Origin of the sequence: Ruegeria sp. HKCCA5839 (assembly GCF_013035585.1) — a bacterium.
Taxonomy (GTDB): domain Bacteria; phylum Pseudomonadota; class Alphaproteobacteria; order Rhodobacterales; family Rhodobacteraceae; genus Ruegeria.
In genome coordinates, this window is sequence record NZ_WQIE01000003.1 from 383,584 (window position 1) to 401,889 (window position 18,306).

The window sequence follows — 18,306 nt, forward strand, 5'->3', positions numbered from 1 at the left end:
ACTATGGAAACCACCATCCTCTTTGCCCCGCTGGTGGGCGCGCTGATCTGCGGGTTTGGCTGGAAGTTCATTGGCGAGAAAGCCGCCATGTGGACGGCCACGGGTCTGTTGTTTCTGGCCTGTCTACTGTCGTGGATCGTGTTCCTCGGTTTCGATGGCCAGACGCAACAGATCGAGATCCTGCGCTGGATCGAAAGCGGCACGCTCTCGACAAGCTGGGCCATTCGTCTGGACCGGTTGACCGCGATTATGCTGATCGTGGTGACAACCGTCTCGGCGCTCGTACACCTTTATTCCTTCGGCTACATGGATCACGACCCGCAATGGCGCGAGGGTGAGAGCTATAAGCCGCGTTTCTTTGCCTATCTATCGTTCTTCACCTTCGCGATGTTGATGCTGGTGACGGCGGATAATCTGGTGCAGATGTTCTTTGGCTGGGAAGGCGTGGGCGTCGCATCCTACTTGCTGATCGGGTTCTACTATCGCAAACCCAGTGCCAATGCGGCGGCGATGAAAGCGTTCATTGTCAACCGGGTCGGTGACTTTGGCTTTGCGCTGGGGATCTTCGCGATCTTCCTGCTGACCGATAGCATCAACTTCTCGGATATCTTTGCGTCGGCCTCGACCCTGTCGGAGACGCAGCTGCATTTCCTCTGGGGGGAATGGAACGCGGTTGAGGTGATCTGCGTGCTGCTGTTCATCGGTGCGATGGGCAAGTCGGCGCAGTTGATCCTGCACACCTGGCTGCCGGACGCGATGGAGGGCCCGACGCCTGTGTCAGCCCTGATCCACGCCGCGACCATGGTGACGGCAGGTGTTTTCCTGGTCTGCCGCATGTCGCCTCTGATGGAGTTCGCGCCGGGCGCGACCGGGTTCATCACCTTCCTTGGAGCCTCGACTGCCTTCTTTGCCGCGACCGTAGGTCTGGTACAAACCGACATCAAACGCGTCATCGCCTATTCGACCTGTTCGCAGCTGGGCTACATGTTCGTGGCGGCTGGCGTTGGCATGTATTCGGCGGCGATGTTCCACCTGCTGACGCACGCGTTCTTTAAGGCCTTGCTGTTCCTTGGCGCCGGTTCTGTGATCCACGCGATGCATCACGAGCAAGAGATGACCGAGTATGGCGGGCTGCGCAAAAAGATCCCCTATACGTTCTGGGCGATGATGATCGGCACGCTGGCCATCACCGGTGTTGGGATCCCGCTAACCACCTTTGGATTTGCAGGCTTCCTGTCGAAAGACGCCATTATCGAAAGCGCCTTTGCCGGTGGCACCGGCTATGCCTTCTGGATGCTGGTGATCGCGGCGGTGTTCACCTCGTTCTACAGCTGGCGTCTGATCTTCCTGACCTTCTATGGAGAGCCGCGCGGCGACAACCACACGCATGATCACGCGCATGAAAGCCCAAAGGTCATGCTGATCCCGCTGGGCGTTTTGTCTCTGGGTGCGGTGTTTGCCGGGATGATCTGGTATAACAGTTTCTTTGGTCACACCGACAAGGTCGGCAAGTTCTATGGCATCCCGGTGGCGGAAGCGTCAGAGCATGGTGAAGGCCACTCCGCTGATACGCATGCCGCGCATGAGGAAGATGGAACCGCAGACGCCCATCACGGCGATGACGCCCACGCAGATGACAGTCATGCCGATGAGGGACATGGCGCAGAAGGTCATGGTGAGAAAGACGCCCATGGCGACCATCATTATGTGTTTGCCGGAGAACCGGGGGAAGGCGCGCTCTATATGGCGCCGGACAATACCGTGCTGGATGATGCGCACGCGGTTCCGAAATGGGTCAAGGTCTCGCCCTTTGTGGCCATGCTGCTGGGCTTTGTCGTGGCCTATTGGTTCTATATCGTGAACACCTCTCTGCCCGCACGTCTGGCGGCGAACCAGCGACCGCTTTATCTGTTCCTGCTGAACAAGTGGTATTTTGACGAGATCTATGACGCGATCTTTGTCAAACCCACTGTGGCGATTGGGCGGTTCTTCTGGAAACGCGGCGATGGCAACACGATCGACGGGTTCCTAAACGGGATTGCGATGGGTGTTGTGCCCTTCTTCACCCGCCTCGCAGGCAAGGCGCAGACCGGCTATATCTTTACTTACGCCTTCTGGATGGTCTTGGGCATCGCGGCCCTGATCACCTGGATGTCTATCGGCGGGGGCGCGAACTAATGGATAATATCCTCTCCATGGTCACTTTCATTCCTGCGATTGCGGCAGGTCTGATGGCGCTGTTCCTGCATGGGAACGACGCGGCGGCCCAGCGAAACGCGAAGTGGATCGCGTTGCTTGCCACCACCGTGACCTTTTTTGTGTCGATTGGCATTTATACCGGCTTTGACCCGTCCAACACCGGGTTTCAGATGGTGGAAGAGGCCGAGTGGCTTTTGGGTCTGAAATACAAGATGGGTGTGGACGGTATCAGCATCCTGTTTGTGCTGCTGACCACCTTCATCATGCCGCTGACCATTCTGGCCAGCTGGCAGGTTACCGACCGTGTCAAGGAATACATGATCGCCTTCCTGTTGCTGGAAACGCTGATGCTGGGCGTGTTCATGGCGCTGGATCTGGTGCTGTTCTATCTGTTCTTCGAGGCAGGCCTGATCCCGATGTTCCTGATCATCGGTATCTGGGGTGGGGCGAACCGGATCTATGCCAGCTTCAAGTTCTTCCTCTATACTTTCCTCGGTTCCGTTCTCATGCTGGTGGCGATGGTTGCGATGTATGCCGATGCGGGCACCACGGATATCGAGGCGCTGATGAGCCATCAGTTCTCGTCTGATGGGTTCAGCGTTCTGGGCGTGTATATCGTGGGCGGCATGCAGACCCTAATGTTCCTGGCTTTCTTCGCGTCCTTCGCGGTGAAAATGCCAATGTGGCCGGTTCACACCTGGCTGCCGGATGCGCACGTGCAAGCCCCCACAGCGGGCTCGGTTGTGCTTGCGGCGATTCTGCTGAAAATGGGCGGCTATGGCTTCTTGCGGTTCAGCCTGCCGATGTTCCCTGTGGGCTCTGCGGTGATGACTGATCTGGTGCTGTGGATGTCGGCCATCGCGGTGGTCTACACCTCGCTGGTCGCATTGGTGCAGGAGGATATGAAAAAGCTGATCGCATATTCCTCGGTCGCGCATATGGGCTTTGTCACAATGGGCATCTTTGCAGCAAACCAGCAGGGCATTGACGGCGCGATCTTCCAGATGATCAGCCACGGGTTCATCTCGGCAGCACTCTTCCTGTGTGTGGGCGTCATCTATGACCGGATGCATACGCGTGACATCGACGCTTATGGCGGTCTAGTCATTCGGATGCCTGCCTACGCGCTGGTCTTCATGCTGTTCACCATGGCAAATGTCGGCCTTCCGGGCACGTCCGGCTTCATCGGCGAATTCCTTACCCTTATGGGCGCGTTTCAGGTGAACACCTGGGTGACAGCGGTGGCCGCGACCGGGGTGATCTTTTCGGCGGGCTATGCTCTGTGGCTTTATCGCCGGGTCGTCTTTGGTGACCTGATCAAGGAAAGCCTCAAGTCCATCACCGACATGAGCGCGCGTGAGCGGCTGATCTTTGCGCCTTTGATCGTGATGACGATCCTGCTGGGGGTTTACCCGTCGCTGGTCACCGATGTGATCGGAAATTCCACGGCGGCCCTGATTTCGAACTATGACACGGCTCTGACCGCGGCAGAGGCCGCGACCCAGACCGCCGCATCGCATTAAGGAGGCTTTGGAGACATGATCCAGGCTGATCTGACCGTAATCCTGCCAGAGATCATTCTGGCCGTGTATGCGATGGCCGCGCTGATCGGGGCTGTTTACACCACCAAAGACAAACTGGCCCCGGCTCTGGTCTGGGTCACCGCCGGACTGATGGCTGCGCTGTCCTTTTGGATCGCGACCAATGGTGAAGGAACGAATGTGGCCTTCAACGGAATGTTTGTCGATGACGGCTTTGCCCGCTTTGCCAAAGTCGCCATTCTGTTGTCTGCGGCGGCTGTATTGCTGATGAGCCAGGAGTATATGGCGCGCCGGGATCTGTTGCGCTTCGAATACCCTTTGCTGGTCGCCCTGGCCGCGGTTGGCATGATGATGATGGTCAGCGCAGGCGATCTGATGTCGCTCTATATGGGGCTCGAACTGCAGTCGCTGGCGCTTTATGTCGTGGCCGCGCTGAGACGTGACAGTGCCAAATCGACCGAGGCGGGGTTGAAGTATTTTGTGCTGGGCGCGCTCAGCTCGGGCCTGCTGCTCTATGGTGCGTCGCTGGTCTATGGCTTTACTGGCACCACGCTGTTCTCGGGCATCATTTCGACCGTACAGGCGGGCGATGTATCTGTTGGCCTGTTGTTTGGCCTGATATTCCTGATCTCGGGTCTGGCCTTCAAGGTCTCGGCGGTTCCGTTCCACATGTGGACGCCCGACGTGTACGAAGGTTCGCCAACGCCGATCACCGCGTTCTTTGCCACCGCGCCCAAAGTGGCTGCGATGGCGCTGTTTGCGCGGCTTTTGCATGATGCCTTTGGGGGTATCGTGAAAGACTGGCAGCAGGTGATTGTGCTGTTGTCGGTTCTGTCGATGCTGCTGGGTGCGATAGCAGCGATTGGGCAGCGGGACATCAAGCGGCTTATGGCGTTTTCGTCAATTGCCCATATGGGGTACGCGCTGATCGGTCTGGCGGCCGGAACCGAGATGGGCATCAAGGCGATGCTGATGTATCTGGCCATTTATGTGACGATGAATATCGGAACTTTCGCCTTCATCCTGATGATGGAACGCGATGGCAAACCTGTCACTGATATCGACGCGCTGCGGCAATATTCCAAACGCGATCCTGGCAAAGCGCTGGCTGTGCTGATCCTGATGTTCAGCCTTGCGGGCGTGCCTCCGATGTTGGGCTTCTTCGCCAAGTTCGGCGTGTGGCAAGCCGGTGTCAGCGCAGGCCTGACCGGATTGGTCATCGTGTCGGCCATCGCCTCTGTGATCGGGGCGTTCTATTACCTGCGGATCGTGTTCTACATGTATTTCGGGGATGAAAACGAAGATCCGATCGAAACCCGCTCGACCCCGGTTCTGTGGGGCGCGTTGATGGGCTCGGCGGCGTTGATGCTGATTGGGGTGTTCTATCAGTTCGGCGTCGAAGGCGCGGCGGCAGCAGCGGCGGCAACGCTTGTCAACTGACCCAGGATCACAACAGACATGGGAGGCTCGGTCAGGTGACCGGGCCTTTTTGACATGAGTCATTGGCCACAGGGGTACGGGTTGCACATCGTGCAAGAGGTGGACAGCACCTTGAACGAGGCTGCGCGCATTGCCCCAACCGCCACCGGCCCGGTGTGGATCTTGGCACACCACCAAACCGCAGCACGCGGGCGGCGCGGACGCGCATGGACGCACCCCAAGGGCAATCTGGCGGCAACCTTGCTTTTGCGCCCGGATGAGCCGCCGGAGAAAGCGGCCTTGCGCAGCTTTCTGGCCTCCTTGGCTTTGTTCGATGCCTGTGTCTCGGTCACAGGTCGCGCCACTGGGCTGGCGCTGAAATGGCCCAATGACGTGTTGCTGAACGGCGGCAAGCTTGCAGGCATCTTGTTGGAAAGCACCGGGCAGGGTCGGGGTCTGTCACATCTGGCGATTGGCATTGGCGTGAACCTGTCCGAGGCTCCGGGTGCAGATCAGGTTGAGCAGGGCGCTGTGCGCCCCGTCTCGTTGCTGTCCGAGACCGGAGCGCATGTCACGCCCGAGGATTTTCTGACCGAGTTGGCCGCAGCCTACGCGCAGTATGAAACACAATTTGCCACCTATGGCTTCGCGCCCATCCGCACCGCCTGGCTGTCACGCGCGGCCCGGCTGGGTGAGGTCATCACCGCCCGTACCGCAACGTCGGAAACTGTCGGAACCTTCGAAACGGTGGACGCCGGTGGCAACCTTATCCTAAACACCGCCAAGGGCCGGGTCAGCATTCCGGCGGCCGAGATTTACTTCTGAAAGGGGCAAACGATGCTTCTGGCGATAGATTGCGGAAATACCAACACCGTTTTCTCGATCTGGGATGGCGAGAAGTTCCTGTGTACCCTGCGCACTTCGACCCACCATTCGCGCACAGCGGACGCCTATTTCACCTGGTATTCCACGCTGGTGAAGCATTACGGGATCGAGGCCAACATAACGGATGTCATCATCTCTTCCACGGTGCCCCGGGTTGTGTTCAACCTGCGGGTTTTTGCGGATCGTTTCTTTGGGTGCCGCCCGCTGGTGGTGGGCAAGCCGGAAACCCTTTTGCCCTTCCAGCCCCGTGTCGACGAAGGCACTCAGGTTGGCCCTGACCGTCTGGTCAACACCGCAGGCGCTTTTGATCGGCATGGTGGCGACCTGATCGTGGTGGATTTTGGCACGGCAACCACCTTTGACGTGGTGGCGCATGATGGCGCGTATGTGGGCGGTGTTATCGCCCCGGGTGTGAACCTGAGCCTTGAGGCCCTGCACCTTGCGGCTGCGGCATTGCCGCATGTCGACATTTCCAAGCCGCAGAAGGTAATCGGCACCAACACCGTCGAATGTATGCAATCGGGTGTGTTCTGGGGCTATGTCGGGCTGGTGCGCGAGATTAGCGACAGGATCAAAGGCGAGGCCGGTGTGCCCATGAAAGTGATATCGACCGGTGGCCTCGCGCCGTTGTTCCAACAGGCGGCCGAGCTATTTGATGCTTTTGAAGATGATCTGACGATGCACGGTCTGACCGTGATCCATCGCTATAACAAGGAAAATGGCTCAGCATGAGCAATGAACGACTGATCTACCTGCCGCTGGGTGGGGCGGGTGAAATAGGTATGAACGCCTATGTCTATGGCTATGGCGCACCGGGAAAAGAGCGTCTGATCCTGGTGGACCTTGGGGTTGCGTTCCCTGACATGGACAGCTCACCCGGGGTTGATCTGATCTTTGCAGACATCACCTGGCTCAAGGAACGTGCCGATCAGCTTGAGGCCGTCTTTGTCACGCACGCGCATGAGGACCATGTTGGCGCCGTGGCCCATTGCTATGAAGCCTTGGGCGCACCGATCTATGCGCGCGCGTTCACCGCCAATATCGCGCGGCGCAAGATGGAGGAACATGGCAATCCGGTTGAGGCAGTACGCACCGCCTCGGCCTGGCCCGAACAGATTGATCTTGGGCCGTTCAAGGTGGGCTTCCTGCCTGTCTCGCATTCGATCCCTGAAAGTGCCGGGTTGATTATCGACAGCCCTGCGGGCCGGGTTGTGCATACAGGCGATTTCAAGCTTGATCCCAATCCGATTGTGGGTGAGCCGTTTGACGCAGACCTGTGGGCCGAAGTGGCCAAGCCCGGCGTCAAGGCGCTGGTCTGTGACAGTACCAATGTTTTTTCAAACCACGCAGGCCGCTCTGAATCCGAAGTTGGACCCGAGATCACGCGGCTGGTCAGCGAAGCGTCGGGCATGGTGGTAGCCACAACATTTGCGTCGAACGTGGCGCGGGTGAAGACCCTGGCCGAAGCCGGGCAGCGGGCCGGGCGTTCGGTTGTGTTGCTGGGTCGCGCGATGCGGCGGATGATCGAGGCCGCGACCGAAACGGGTATTCTGGGTGACTTTCCCAAAGTAATCAGTGCCGAACAGGCATCTGAGGTTTCACGCGATAACCTGATGCTGATCGTCACCGGCAGCCAGGGCGAACGCCGCGCAGCCAGTGCGCAACTGGCGCGTGGCAAATATCTTGGGCTTGAGGTGAAAGAGGGTGATCTGTTCCTGTTTTCCTCCAAGACCATTCCAGGCAACGAACGCGGTGTCATCCGCATCGTCAACCAATTCAGCGAAAAAGGCGTGGATGTGGTTGATGACAGCTCGGGGCTGTATCACGTGTCCGGCCACGCCAACCGCCCGGATCTTGAACAGGTGCATAAGATGATTGACCCGCAAATGGTGATCCCGATGCATGGCGAACACCGTCACCTGCGCGAGCACGTCAAGCTGGCTGAATCAGGCGGGCGCACGGGTGTATTGGCGGTGAACGGCACCATGCTGGACCTGACAGGCAACGCGCCGACGGTTGCGGATTACATTGAAACCGGCAGAACCTATCTGGATGGATCTGTGCAGATTGGTGCGTTGGACGGTGTGGTGCGCGATCGCATCCGCATGGCGCTGAACGGGCACGTTACAGTGACTGTCATTCTGGACGAAGAGGATGAGCCGCTGGGCGAGCCTTGGTGTGACACGATTGGCCTGCCTGAAACCGGATCGTCCCGTGCAGCATTGGTCGAGGTGCTGGAAGAAGACCTCAATCAGTTCCTGATGCGGGCAGATGCCAAGACTTTGCGCGATGACGACCAGTTGGAGGAAGCCTTGCGGCGCATTGCGCGTCAAAGTGCCAAGGCCGAGTTGGGCAAGAAACCTGAAGTGACCGTGGTGATCAGCCGAATGCGCGCCTAAACGCTAATCAGCCTGCGGCATGGGATAGCCCTTGAGCCGCAGGAACAGGCTGGCTTCTTCGTTATTCAGAAAAAACGGCACGCTGTTGGGCGGTTCGGCGTCGGTTGCGCGGGCTGCGATTTCCGCTAGCACGACCTCGGTGATAAAGGGCAGATCAAAATCACGGGCTTCGCGGATCTTGACCCATTGCAAATGCGACAGCTCATCCGAGGCATGGGTAAAATCGTCCAAGTCGCCCATGATCTCGTCTGCGTCGACCAGAAAAAACCGGGCATCAAACCGGCGTGGGCGACCCGGAGGGGTCAGCGCGCGGAACACAAATTGAAGCGCGCGTGCCGAAGGTCGAAACCCCATCGCAGCAAAGCTCTGCCAATCAGAAGGGACAGGGTCAGACCATCTGCCAGGCTGGCCCAGGATAAGACCGGTTTCTTCCCACAGTTCGCGTATAGCGGCCACCGCCAGCGCATTTTCAAGCCCCGCTTCTGCGCGATGCGACAGCCGGTCATAACACAAACCCGGCAAAGGTGCGGCCAGTTCAATCGCCGCATCCTCGGCATCGACGGCCCCACCGGGGAACACGAATTTGTTTGGCATAAAGGCTGCCGCGGCACCGCGCTGACCCATCAGGATTGAAGGGTCACCACTCCGGTCTCGCAACACAATGACCGTAGACGCATTGCGGATTGCAGCCTTGTCCGCGCTCATGCGGTCTTGCCGAACCCATGCATGCGGCGCGCCCATTGGTAGGCAACCACGACACCCTTGAGCCGCGGCAACAGATACAGCGACAGCGCCACACATCCGATCGAGAACGAAATGGCCATGACCCAAGGGTCTGGGCGCCAATGCACATATGACACGTGCAATGCCGGGGCCAGCAGGTGCCCCACGATCAGAATAGTCAAATAGGCAGGGCCATCATCGGCGCGGTGATGGAACAACTCTTCCCCGCAATGGGAACAGGCATCATTCACCTTCAGATAGCTGTGCAGCAAATTGCCTTCACCACACTTTGGGCACTTACACCGAAACCCCTTCAAAAGAGCGGGCTTGGTTGGGCGCTCTACTTCGATTGTGTTGTCGATCGTTTGATCTGTCATGATGATACTCGCGCGCTCTGGTGCAAGCGATATAGCGTTGATGGGGTCCGTTTCGAAAGGGGGGTGCGTCGCTTTGCGCCAGTCAGGACTAGGTCACCAAAATCGCGGATTTGGCAAAAGGGCGAAAAAAAATCACGGATAAGCGACGGAAATCGGTCGTGGTGTCGTTTGACTGAGTATCAACAGCGGTTCCTAGCCGCACAGTCAAAAGGAAATCGAAATGAAAACTGCGCGTTTTATCTCAGCCATAGTAGTGTCGGCTGTTGCGATCACGGGTACATCTGCTTTGGCCAAGGGAGGGCGAGACAAAACACCTCCGACTTTTCAGGAGTTGGATGCAAATGGCGATGGTGAGATTTCCGAAGCAGAAGTTACAGCTTATGGCCAACAACGCTTTTCAACGGCAGATGCCGATGGTGACGGTCAGTTGAGCGTCGAAGAGATGCTGGCCTCTGCGCAGGCGCGTGCGTCGGACCGTGTGACAAAAATGTTCGAGAAATACGACGCCGACGAAGATGGGTTTCTGAGCCAAGAGGAGTTGCCCAAACCGCGCCGCGGCGCGAAGATGTTCGAACGGATCGATGCGGATGGGAATGGCACGATCTCGGAACAGGAATACGCGGATGCCCAAGATAAGATGCAGCGCCGGCACAAGCGCAAGGGTGCGCCGGACGCTGACAGCAACTGATGCGGGATGGAGGATCTGACCTCCGCAACGTCTCAAACGTGTGGCGAGGATCTCGCTGCGCAAAGGCTCAGCGACGCCCAGTTGCTGAGCCGGTTTGCCGATGGTGATGCCCGGGCGGCGCGAACGCTGACGGATCGGTTGGGGCCGCGCAGTTATTCGGTTGCCATGCGCATTCTGGGCAATCGGGCCGAGGCGGAAGACGTAACGCAAGAGGCGATGATGCGGCTTTGGCAGATTGCACCCGATTGGGTGGCCGGGCAGGCGCAGGTTTCGACATGGCTCTATCGCGTGACTCTGAATCTATGTGTCGATCTCAGGCGCCGTAGGCGGCCCACTACGTTGGAGGACGCGCCCGAACCCGAAGACGGTGCAGCCAGCGTCGCAGAGCAGATGCTGGACATGGCCCGTAGGGACGCGTTGCAGCAGGCGCTGGACCAGTTGCCCGAGCGACAGCGGCAGGCGGTCGTTCTGCGCCATATCGAGGAATTGTCCAATCCGGAGATTGCCGAGATCATGGATATTTCGGTCGAGGCGGTCGAAAGTTTGACAGCGCGTGGCAAACGGTCTCTGACTGCCATTCTGGCGGGTCGCAAAGATGAATTGGGGTATGAAAATGGCTGACCAAGACGAGTTGGAAAATCTGTTCGCCCAAGCGCGGCAGGACCGACCCGCGTTGCCTGAAGCGCTCGCGGTTCGTATCGAAACCGATGCCGAAGCCGTACGTCTGGCGCGTCAGGCACCTGCACCGAAACCCAATCGGCGCTGGTGGCAGGATCTCGGGGGATGGCGCGGTCTTAGCGGTTTGGCCGCAGCGAGTGTCGCCGGTGTCTGGATCGGTTTTTCGGCCCCGTCCTTTCTGCCGGATCCAGCGGATTACCTGGTGTCGCAGGATGCCAGCTTTTTGGTGGCAGACTTGAATTTGGACTTTGAAGACCTGGAGGACACGGAATGAGTGAAGCTCCCACACGCAAACGCAAATGGATGAAGGTTTTGCTGGTGGCGTCACTGGCGGTGAACCTTTTGGTCGTCGGCGTGGTCGTTGGGACTGCCCTGCGCTTTTCCAAAGGAGATCCGGGCCGTGTCCCTCCCGGCTTTGGCTACGGTCTTTACAAGGCGTTGCCAAAGGATGACCGCAAGGCCCTCCGCGCGCAGCTAGGGGATGCGCGCACTTTGGGCTCTGGGCGCCGACAACAGGATTTCGATGCGCTGAGTGCGGCGCTACAAGCCGTACCTTTCGAGCCCGCAGACGTTCAGGTGTTGCTGGATCAGCAGGCTAAAGCCTCAGCTGATTTGCGCGAGACGTTGCACCGGCTTTGGCTGGACCAGATCGAAGCTATGACCGATGTAGAACGCGCGGCCTACGCCGAACGTCTAAAAGAAATTGCGCGCCGTGGGCCGAAAGGCAAAAAGGGAAAAGACAAACCCTAAGCCGCTGTTTTCCCGATCTGAACCTGATTTCGACCCGCTTGTTTGGCAGCGTAGAGCGCCTGATCAGCTGACCGGATCAGGTGATCAATCGGGTCCTTTTCCAGTTGCCCGGACAATTGAGGCGGTTCGCAGAGGTTGACGCCCACGCTGATCGTGGGGGTTATCAAACTGTGTTGATCCGGAAGAAGGAACGGCGTGTTGCAGATGCAATTGCACACCACATCCGCCAGCTCCAACGCCTGCGTCGAGGTAGTTTCGGGAAGAACGATCATAAATTCTTCACCACCAATCCGTGCAGCAAACCCCTTTTTCCCGATCGCGGATTTCAGACGGCGTGCAGTTTCCGTCAGCACCAGATCCCCACCAGCGTGACCAAAACGGTCATTGATGGTTTTGAAATGGTCCAGGTCGGCCAGCATGACTGCAAAGCCACACCCGGATTGCAGGGATTGGCGGGTGATCTGAGCCATTGCCCGCATGGCATAGCGGCGATTGTGTAGCACCGTCAGAGGATCTGTAAGCGCGTCGGCAAGCCCTTCGCGCATGGTTGCGCGTAAGTTGTCGTCCCGGGATTTACGGGCAATCAACGCCTCAAGCCGCAGCGCGATTTCATCGGCATCAAACCCGTTCATACAGACCGCATCGGCCCCTCGATCCAGTGCCTCGGCGGCGAGGTTTGTGTTTTCATCCTCTAATACGGCAATCAGCACCGTGTGCCGTGTTGCGCGGCGCGACCGGAGGTCAGCCAGGATGCTCAGCCCATCGCCTTCGCGCCGCATCTTTACGATAACCGCGTTTGGAAGTGTCCCGGACAGCAGCCCGCTCAGGTTCATTCGGGTGTGGCAGCTGACGGAATAAGTCGTGCGCTCGGCCAGAGCGTTGCGCCACAGCATACTCATCTGCGCGGATTGAGACAGAATGGCGACATGGCTGATGCTGGGGGCCAGCAACAGATCCGCTGCGGGTTCTGCAAAGCCCATTGTTTGCGAGTCGTTCCCGATCCGCAGCTCTTGCCGTTCGGCCCGTGCGCGCAGCAAGCTGCGTACACGGGCCAGCAATAGTGTATCCTTGAAAGGATGCGCGATCGCGTCGTCCAACCCTGCGGCCAGGGCCTGCATTCGCGCCGATTTATCATTCTGCGGAACGATCGCAACAATCGGGACGTCTTCAAGTTTCGGATCCGAGGCCAGCAGCTTTTTCACATCTTCGGCGGTCCCATCCGGAAGGCTTTGTGCCGTGAGCACCAAGTCGGACCGCACCCTGCGCAGCAGCGCCGCCAACCCGTCCAGGCTTTCGGCTTGCACGACCTGATACCAGGCTGCGGTCAATTGAACCTTCAGCATGATGCGATTGGTCGAAACCCCGTCGAGGACGAGTATGGTGCCTTGTAGGGACATAGCATCTCACCGTTGGATTGCATGCGTGTCCAAAGTGTTTATGAGTCTGGTTAACAAACCCTTTCCAAATGACTTACGAAGGCGAGTTTATGCCGATCTCTGCAAGTAACGCCGAAACTCTTGCCTTGAATGTTTTGGGTTGGCTGGTCGCCAATGACGAGCTTTTGCCCGTGTTTCTTGGCGCGACAGGTGCGTCCGAACAGGACTTGCGCGAGCGGGCAGGCGAGCCAGAGTTTCTGATATCCGTGCTTGAGTTTCTTTTGATGGACGATTCGTGGGTTATGTCGTTTTGTGACGCCAATTCCGTTCCTTACGAGTTGCCTGGCCAGGCGCGTGCGCAATTGGCAGGCGATTCCGAGATGCATTGGACTTAACCCACAGGAGCCTGAATTCATGGCCATCGACGCCCTTCTTTTTGACAAGGACGGTACCCTTTTTGACTTCGCCCAGACTTGGGGAGCATTTGGGCGCATGTCGCTGGATCTGCTGACAGCGGGTGATACCGAACAGGCAAGTCAGCTGGGTAAAGCCATCGGCTTTGACTATGCCCAGGATCGCTATGAACCTGACAGCGTCGTCATCGCAGGGACAGTGGACGAAGTCGCCGAGGCTTTGCATCCGCATTTAAACGGCATATCCGTATCCCAGATCGTTGATACTCTGAACGAAGCTGCGGCAGGAATTCACCAGTACCAGGCCGTACCACTGGCCCCATTCTTGCAATCTTTGCGCGGGTTGGGACTTAAGTTGGGGGTGGCTACTAACGACGCCGAAAGCTCGGCGCTGCAGCATCTGGCATCGGTGGGCGTTCAGGATCACTTCGACTTTGTCGCCGGTTACGACAGCGGGCATGGCTACAAGCCTGAACCGGGACAAATGCTGGCCTTTGCCAGACATGTGAATGTCGATCCATCGCGTGTCGCCATGGTCGGAGATAGCCGTCACGATCTTTTGGCCGGGCGGGCAGCGGGTATGGTAACGATCGGCGTGCTGACGGGCATGGCGCCAGCAGATCAGCTTGAACCGCTGGCGGATGTGGTTCTGCAAGATATCGGCCATATCCCGGCCTGGCTTGCCACCAAGTAAAGCAACCGACGCAAAATTGCCGGACCGGAATGGAAAAGCGACATAGGCTGTCGCAGACAGAACGGCCACAAGGTCTGAGTTCGGGGCTTGCTGAATCAGCAGCAAATCCCGGAGGGCAAGATGGCAAATCCCAGAACATCTCGGCGGCGCAGTGGCGGGCGCGCAGGTGCGGCGGCGCGGCGCGGCAGCGCAGTGATAGATCAGATGCCCTGGGATCCACCGATCAACACGGACGCGCCAACCGAACCTCTTGGCCCGGAAGGAATCGAGGCCATCCATGATGGCGCAATGCGGATTCTTGAAGAGATCGGGATCGAGTTCCTGAACGAAGAGGCTCTGGGTATTCTGCGCGAGGCCGGGTGCACTGTCGAAGGCAGCAATGTGCGGATGGGCCGGGACTTTGTGATGGAAATGGTCGGCAAGGCACCTTCCAGCTTTACCATCACGCCACGTAACCCTGATCGCACAATCACGATAGGCGGGCGCAACCTGTTGTTCGGGAATGTGTCCTCGCCACCCAACTATTGGGATATGGAGATCGGCAAGAAAGTGCCTGGCAACCGGCGCATGTGTCAGGATCTGTTGAAGCTGACACAGTATTTCAACTGTATCCACTTTGCTGGCGGTTACCCTGTCGAACCGGTCGACCTCCACGCCAGTATTCGCCATTTGGATGTACTTTATGACAAGCTGACTCTGACCGACAAAACCATGCACGCCTATTCGCTGGGCAAGGAACGTGTCGAAGACGTGATGGAAATGGTCCGCATCGCTGGTGGTCTGAGCCACGAAGAGTTCGAGGCCACCCCCCGGATGTATACCAACATCAACTCGACCTCGCCTCTGAAACATGACCATCCAATGATTGACGGCTGTTTGCGTTTGGCACGGCGAGGTCAGGCGATCGTGGTCACGCCTTTTACGCTGGCAGGGGCCATGGCTCCGGTTACGATGGCCGGTGCTGTGGCTCAGTCTTTGGCCGAAGCGCTCTGCGCCATCGCTCTCTTCCAGTACGTCCGCCCCGGAACCCCTTGTGTGATCGGCACATTCACGTCGAATGTCGACATGAAAACCGGAGCGCCCGCATTCGGAACACCGGAATACATGCGCTCGACTCAGATGACGGGCCAGATGGCTCGGTTCTACAATCTGCCTATGCGGTCTTCGGGTGTCTGTGCCGCAAATGTGCCCGACGGCCAGTCGATCTGGGAGACATCGAACTCGCTGTGGGCAGCGGTGCAGTCGGGAACCCACATTGTCTATCACGCGGCGGGTTGGCTTGAGGGCGGTCTGATCGCCAGCCCCGAGAAGTTCATTATGGACTGTGAGATATTGCAGCAGATTCAGCGGTATATGCAGCCCGAACTTGTGGCGACCGGACCTGATGAAATCGCGCTCGACGCGATCCGAGCGGTGGGAAATGATGGCCATTTCTTTGGCATTCAGCACACTCAGGATCGCTATACCACGGCCTTCTATCAACCGTTTCTAAGCGATTGGAAGAACTTTGAAGGGTGGGAGGCTGCTGGCGGTATTTGGACCGCCGAACGTGCGCACCACATGTTCAAAGAGATTGTCGGCAGCTTTGAAGCGCCACCGATGGAGGACGCCATCCGCGATGAGCTGGCTGACTTCGTTGCCCGCAGAAAAGCCGAAGGTGGAGCGCCTACAGACTTCTGAACGACTGAGGTATCAGGCGGATACTGCGCTCAATTCGCTGTATCAAACAGAGAATTTTCGCGGTTTATTAAGTTTTCTGAGCTCAGATTGCATAACGCGTCATTTCAAAGGCACATTATGCATGGTCTGATCATCAAAGCGATTCAGTCGTTTGTTTGCGCTAACTACGGGCGACAAACATGGGTAGAATCGACGATGGCTGCAGGGCTCGAATTTGCCGATTTCGAGGCGATGTTGACCTATGATGTCGAAATCTACCCGAGGGTCCTGAGCGCGCTGTGTCGCAAACTTGATCGCCCGCGCTCGGACGTTCTTGAGGATCTTGGAACCTACCTCGTTTCCCATCCTAATATGGAAGGTTTGCGCCGGTTGCTGCGTTTTGGCGGTGTGACCTATGTGGAATTCCTGCAATCTCTGGACGATTTGTCCGACAGGGTAAGGCTGGCCGTATCCGATTTGATTTTGCCTCAATTGGAGCTTCAGCAACTTTCACAATCGGATTTCCGCCTTCATTGCCATCCTGGGCTTGAAGGCTATCCCAGTGTGATGACTGGTGTCTTGCGCGCCATGGCCGACGACTATGGTTCGCTGGTTTTCCTGTCTCAGGAAGCTACACAAGGCCCGATTGAGGTGTTGAAGATCACATTGGTGGAAAGCGCGTTTGCGAAAGGACGGAATTTTGAGCTAGGAGCGCACAGTCATGATCGATAGAGCGGCATTGGCCCGTCTTATGGATACGTTGTGCCCGATGTATTTGTTGGTGGATCAGAATGGAAACATTCAAGAGGTCGGCCCGACATTGCAAAAGCTGCGTCCCGACATGCCAATGGTCGGTCGTGCATTTCTGGACCTTTTCAAGCTTGTTCGGCCAAGGGATGTGACCACAGTACCGTCACTACTAGCCACACCCGGCGCGCGTTTGCATCTGAAATTCCACGACGATCCGCAGACCGCGCTCAGAGGGCTGATAGCGCCTTTGCCAAACGATGCGGGGGCTGTCATCAATTTGTCTTTCGGGATTTCCATCCTCGACGCGGTGCGAGATTATTCCCTTACCAGCGCAGATTTTTCGGGCACAGATTTGGCGATCGAACTGCTGTATCTGGTCGAAGCCAAATCCGCTGCCATGGAAGCGTCGCGTTCGTTAAACCTGCGTCTGCAGGGCGCTATGCTGGCCGCGGAAGAACAGGCCTATTCGGATGCATTGACCGGCCTGAAAAACCGCCGTGCGATGGATCACATTTTGGGCCATTTGGTTTCGATGAAATCAACATTTGCCTTGATGCATCTGGATCTGGATTTCTTCAAATCGGTCAATGACAGGTTGGGCCACGCCGCGGGGGATTTCGTACTGCAACAGGCCGCGCGGATCATGTTGGAGGAAACGCGGGACGACGATTCTGTTTTCCGAATTGGCGGGGACGAATTTATTCTGGTTTTCAAGGGGTTGCAGGATCGCCGAAAGATTGAAACTATTGCAAATCGATTGATCGAGAGGTTATGTGAACCTCTGCAATTTCAAGGGCATAGCTGTAAAATCTCTGCCAGCATCGGTATCGCGCTGTCCACACAGTTCGATGCCCCAGATCCGGCGGGGGTCGTCAATGCTGCCGACCTTGCACTGTACCAGGCCAAGCGTGCAGGGCGTGCCCAGCATATGTTCTATGGAAAACTCGCCGGGGCTAGATAGTGAGCCCGCCTTTTTCACATCCAGGTACGCGGTGATTAGGTGACCAGTGCTTTGCCAAGCTGATCAGCAATGTGTCGCTGAATGACGGGCAACTCACCGACCACTGGCATCATCAGGCCGGAAAACCCGGCCTTTCCAAGCTCTTCGGGGACGTCTTCAAGCACATGGCCGCCTGTACATGCAAAGAACGGCAGGCAAACCGATTGCGAACCAACATCGGATGCAGCTTCGGCGATCGAAGGCGCTTCTTCAACAAACCCTGTGCGAATATCCGCAAACGGGACAAGCGTCGCAAGCTCGGACGCAAAGGCCAGGGTTACTTGGGACGGGTTCCGACTGCGGCCGGATCCATGCGCGGCTACGACCAGATTGGTCTGTTCCGCCTGCCAGTGATTGTTTTGCAGTTCCGCACGCAACGCTTCGGCTGCCAGCAAAGGCAATTTCGGATCGACGCCCAGCGGGTCCAGTATGCGCACAGAGCGGCCAGCAACGCGTTTGGGAAGGGCGCTGGTGACGAACCAACCTTTGGCCATGAACAGGGGATAGATGACTGTATCGGCGGGCAGGCTATCGAGACAACGCTCTAGCGCCAGGGGCGCAGCCAGGGTCGCAGAGTGGACCTGCATATCAGGGCAAAGCGCATCAACTTTTGCGGCAAAACGCGCCAGAGCGGTTTCGGCTGGGTCCGGGTCGGACGGTTGACCATGGGCGACGATAACAGCATGGGGCATTGGTGGCTCCGAGATGATCCTTTCGCTTAGATGTGATAAACTCGAGCGATGTCAAACTCTTTG

Annotated in this window: 19 protein-coding genes; 15 read left to right on the plus strand and 4 right to left on the minus strand. The window is 57.6% G+C overall.

Annotated features, from left to right (window positions below; genetic code table 11):
• The first annotated feature begins 3 nt into the window (after positions 1–3).
• The 6 genes from nuoL to GOV38_RS11505 are packed head-to-tail and all read left to right on the plus strand — an operon-like array spanning position 4 to position 8,443.
• A complete protein-coding gene (gene nuoL, locus GOV38_RS11480) occupies positions 4–2,178 on the plus strand; it encodes an NADH-quinone oxidoreductase subunit L (RefSeq protein WP_171209749.1) in 2,175 nt (724 codons plus the stop codon).
• Positions 2,178–3,722 carry an NADH-quinone oxidoreductase subunit M gene (locus GOV38_RS11485; protein ID WP_171209748.1) on the plus strand — a complete coding sequence of 515 codons (1,545 nt, stop codon included), beginning with the start codon at positions 2,178–2,180 and terminating at the stop codon, positions 3,720–3,722. The genes nuoL and GOV38_RS11485 overlap by 1 nt, the downstream gene beginning before the upstream one ends.
• Before the next feature lie 15 nt (positions 3,723–3,737).
• On the plus strand, positions 3,738–5,180 hold the full coding sequence (gene nuoN, locus GOV38_RS11490; protein ID WP_171209747.1) for an NADH-quinone oxidoreductase subunit NuoN: 1,443 nt from the start codon (positions 3,738–3,740) through the stop codon (positions 5,178–5,180).
• 54 nt (positions 5,181–5,234) lie between these two features.
• Positions 5,235–5,984: a biotin--[acetyl-CoA-carboxylase] ligase gene (locus GOV38_RS11495; protein WP_171209746.1), complete on the plus strand. Its 750-nt coding sequence runs from the start codon at positions 5,235–5,237 to the stop codon at positions 5,982–5,984.
• Positions 5,985–5,996: 12 nt separating this feature from the next.
• Positions 5,997–6,776, plus strand: a complete 780-nt coding sequence (locus GOV38_RS11500; protein WP_171209745.1) for a type III pantothenate kinase — start codon at positions 5,997–5,999, stop codon at positions 6,774–6,776.
• Positions 6,773–8,443: a ribonuclease J gene (locus GOV38_RS11505; protein ID WP_171209744.1), complete on the plus strand. Its 1,671-nt coding sequence runs from the start codon at positions 6,773–6,775 to the stop codon at positions 8,441–8,443. The genes GOV38_RS11500 and GOV38_RS11505 overlap by 4 nt, the downstream gene beginning before the upstream one ends.
• Positions 8,444–8,446: 3 nt before the next feature.
• Here the strand turns inward: GOV38_RS11505 and GOV38_RS11510 are convergent, their stop codons facing one another.
• Together GOV38_RS11510 and GOV38_RS11515 are read right to left on the minus strand one after the other, a co-directional pair.
• On the minus strand, positions 8,447–9,148 hold the full coding sequence (locus GOV38_RS11510; protein WP_171209743.1) for an NUDIX hydrolase: 702 nt from the start codon (positions 9,146–9,148) through the stop codon (positions 8,447–8,449).
• Positions 9,145–9,543, minus strand: a complete 399-nt coding sequence (locus GOV38_RS11515) for a DUF983 domain-containing protein (protein WP_171209742.1) — start codon at positions 9,541–9,543, stop codon at positions 9,145–9,147. The genes GOV38_RS11510 and GOV38_RS11515 overlap by 4 nt, the downstream gene beginning before the upstream one ends.
• 220 nt (positions 9,544–9,763) lie before the next feature.
• Between GOV38_RS11515 and GOV38_RS11520 the strand changes: the two genes are divergently transcribed.
• From GOV38_RS11520 to GOV38_RS11535, 4 genes are read left to right on the plus strand one after another with little or no spacing between them, the layout of a single operon-like run.
• A complete protein-coding gene (locus GOV38_RS11520; RefSeq protein ID WP_171209741.1) occupies positions 9,764–10,231 on the plus strand; it encodes an EF-hand domain-containing protein in 468 nt (155 codons plus the stop codon).
• 6 nt (positions 10,232–10,237) lie between these two features.
• Positions 10,238–10,852: an RNA polymerase sigma factor gene (locus GOV38_RS11525; RefSeq protein WP_171209740.1), complete on the plus strand. Its 615-nt coding sequence runs from the start codon at positions 10,238–10,240 to the stop codon at positions 10,850–10,852.
• Complete coding sequence (locus tag GOV38_RS11530; protein WP_171209739.1) at positions 10,845–11,183, plus strand: hypothetical protein; 339 nt, start codon at positions 10,845–10,847, stop codon at positions 11,181–11,183. The genes GOV38_RS11525 and GOV38_RS11530 overlap by 8 nt, the downstream gene beginning before the upstream one ends.
• Positions 11,180–11,659 (plus strand): periplasmic heavy metal sensor, encoded by a 480-nt coding sequence (locus GOV38_RS11535; protein WP_171128189.1) that lies wholly within the window; start codon positions 11,180–11,182, stop codon positions 11,657–11,659. Before GOV38_RS11530 ends, GOV38_RS11535 begins: the two co-directional genes overlap by 4 nt.
• Here GOV38_RS11535 and GOV38_RS11540 read toward each other — a convergent pair.
• Entirely contained in the window at positions 11,656–13,056 is a 1,401-nt protein-coding gene (locus GOV38_RS11540; protein ID WP_171209738.1) for a diguanylate cyclase, read from the minus strand. The genes GOV38_RS11535 and GOV38_RS11540 overlap by 4 nt on opposite strands.
• 89 nt (positions 13,057–13,145) lie before the next feature.
• Between GOV38_RS11540 and GOV38_RS11545 the strand changes: the two genes are divergently transcribed.
• The 5 genes from GOV38_RS11545 to GOV38_RS11565 all read left to right on the plus strand — a co-directional run bounded on the left by GOV38_RS11545 (position 13,146) and on the right by GOV38_RS11565 (position 17,512).
• The gene (locus tag GOV38_RS11545) at positions 13,146–13,430 is read left to right on the plus strand and encodes a DUF3572 domain-containing protein (RefSeq protein WP_171209737.1); all 285 of its coding nucleotides are present in this window, start codon (positions 13,146–13,148) and stop codon (positions 13,428–13,430) included.
• 19 nt (positions 13,431–13,449) lie between these two features.
• Positions 13,450–14,142: an HAD family hydrolase gene (locus GOV38_RS11550; protein WP_171209736.1), complete on the plus strand. Its 693-nt coding sequence runs from the start codon at positions 13,450–13,452 to the stop codon at positions 14,140–14,142.
• A gap of 120 nt (positions 14,143–14,262) precedes the next feature.
• Positions 14,263–15,822: a trimethylamine methyltransferase family protein gene (locus GOV38_RS11555; protein WP_171128197.1), complete on the plus strand. Its 1,560-nt coding sequence runs from the start codon at positions 14,263–14,265 to the stop codon at positions 15,820–15,822.
• Positions 15,823–15,939: 117 nt separating this feature from the next.
• Positions 15,940–16,533, plus strand: a complete 594-nt coding sequence (locus GOV38_RS11560; protein ID WP_171209735.1) for a heme NO-binding domain-containing protein — start codon at positions 15,940–15,942, stop codon at positions 16,531–16,533.
• Positions 16,523–17,512, plus strand: a complete 990-nt coding sequence (locus GOV38_RS11565; protein WP_171209734.1) for a GGDEF domain-containing protein — start codon at positions 16,523–16,525, stop codon at positions 17,510–17,512. Before GOV38_RS11560 ends, GOV38_RS11565 begins: the two co-directional genes overlap by 11 nt.
• A gap of 35 nt (positions 17,513–17,547) precedes the next feature.
• Here the strand turns inward: GOV38_RS11565 and GOV38_RS11570 are convergent, their stop codons facing one another.
• Positions 17,548–18,243, minus strand: coding sequence for a CbiX/SirB N-terminal domain-containing protein (locus GOV38_RS11570; protein ID WP_171209733.1), 696 nt, complete (start codon positions 18,241–18,243; stop codon positions 17,548–17,550).
• Positions 18,244–18,306: the final 63 nt, after the last annotated feature.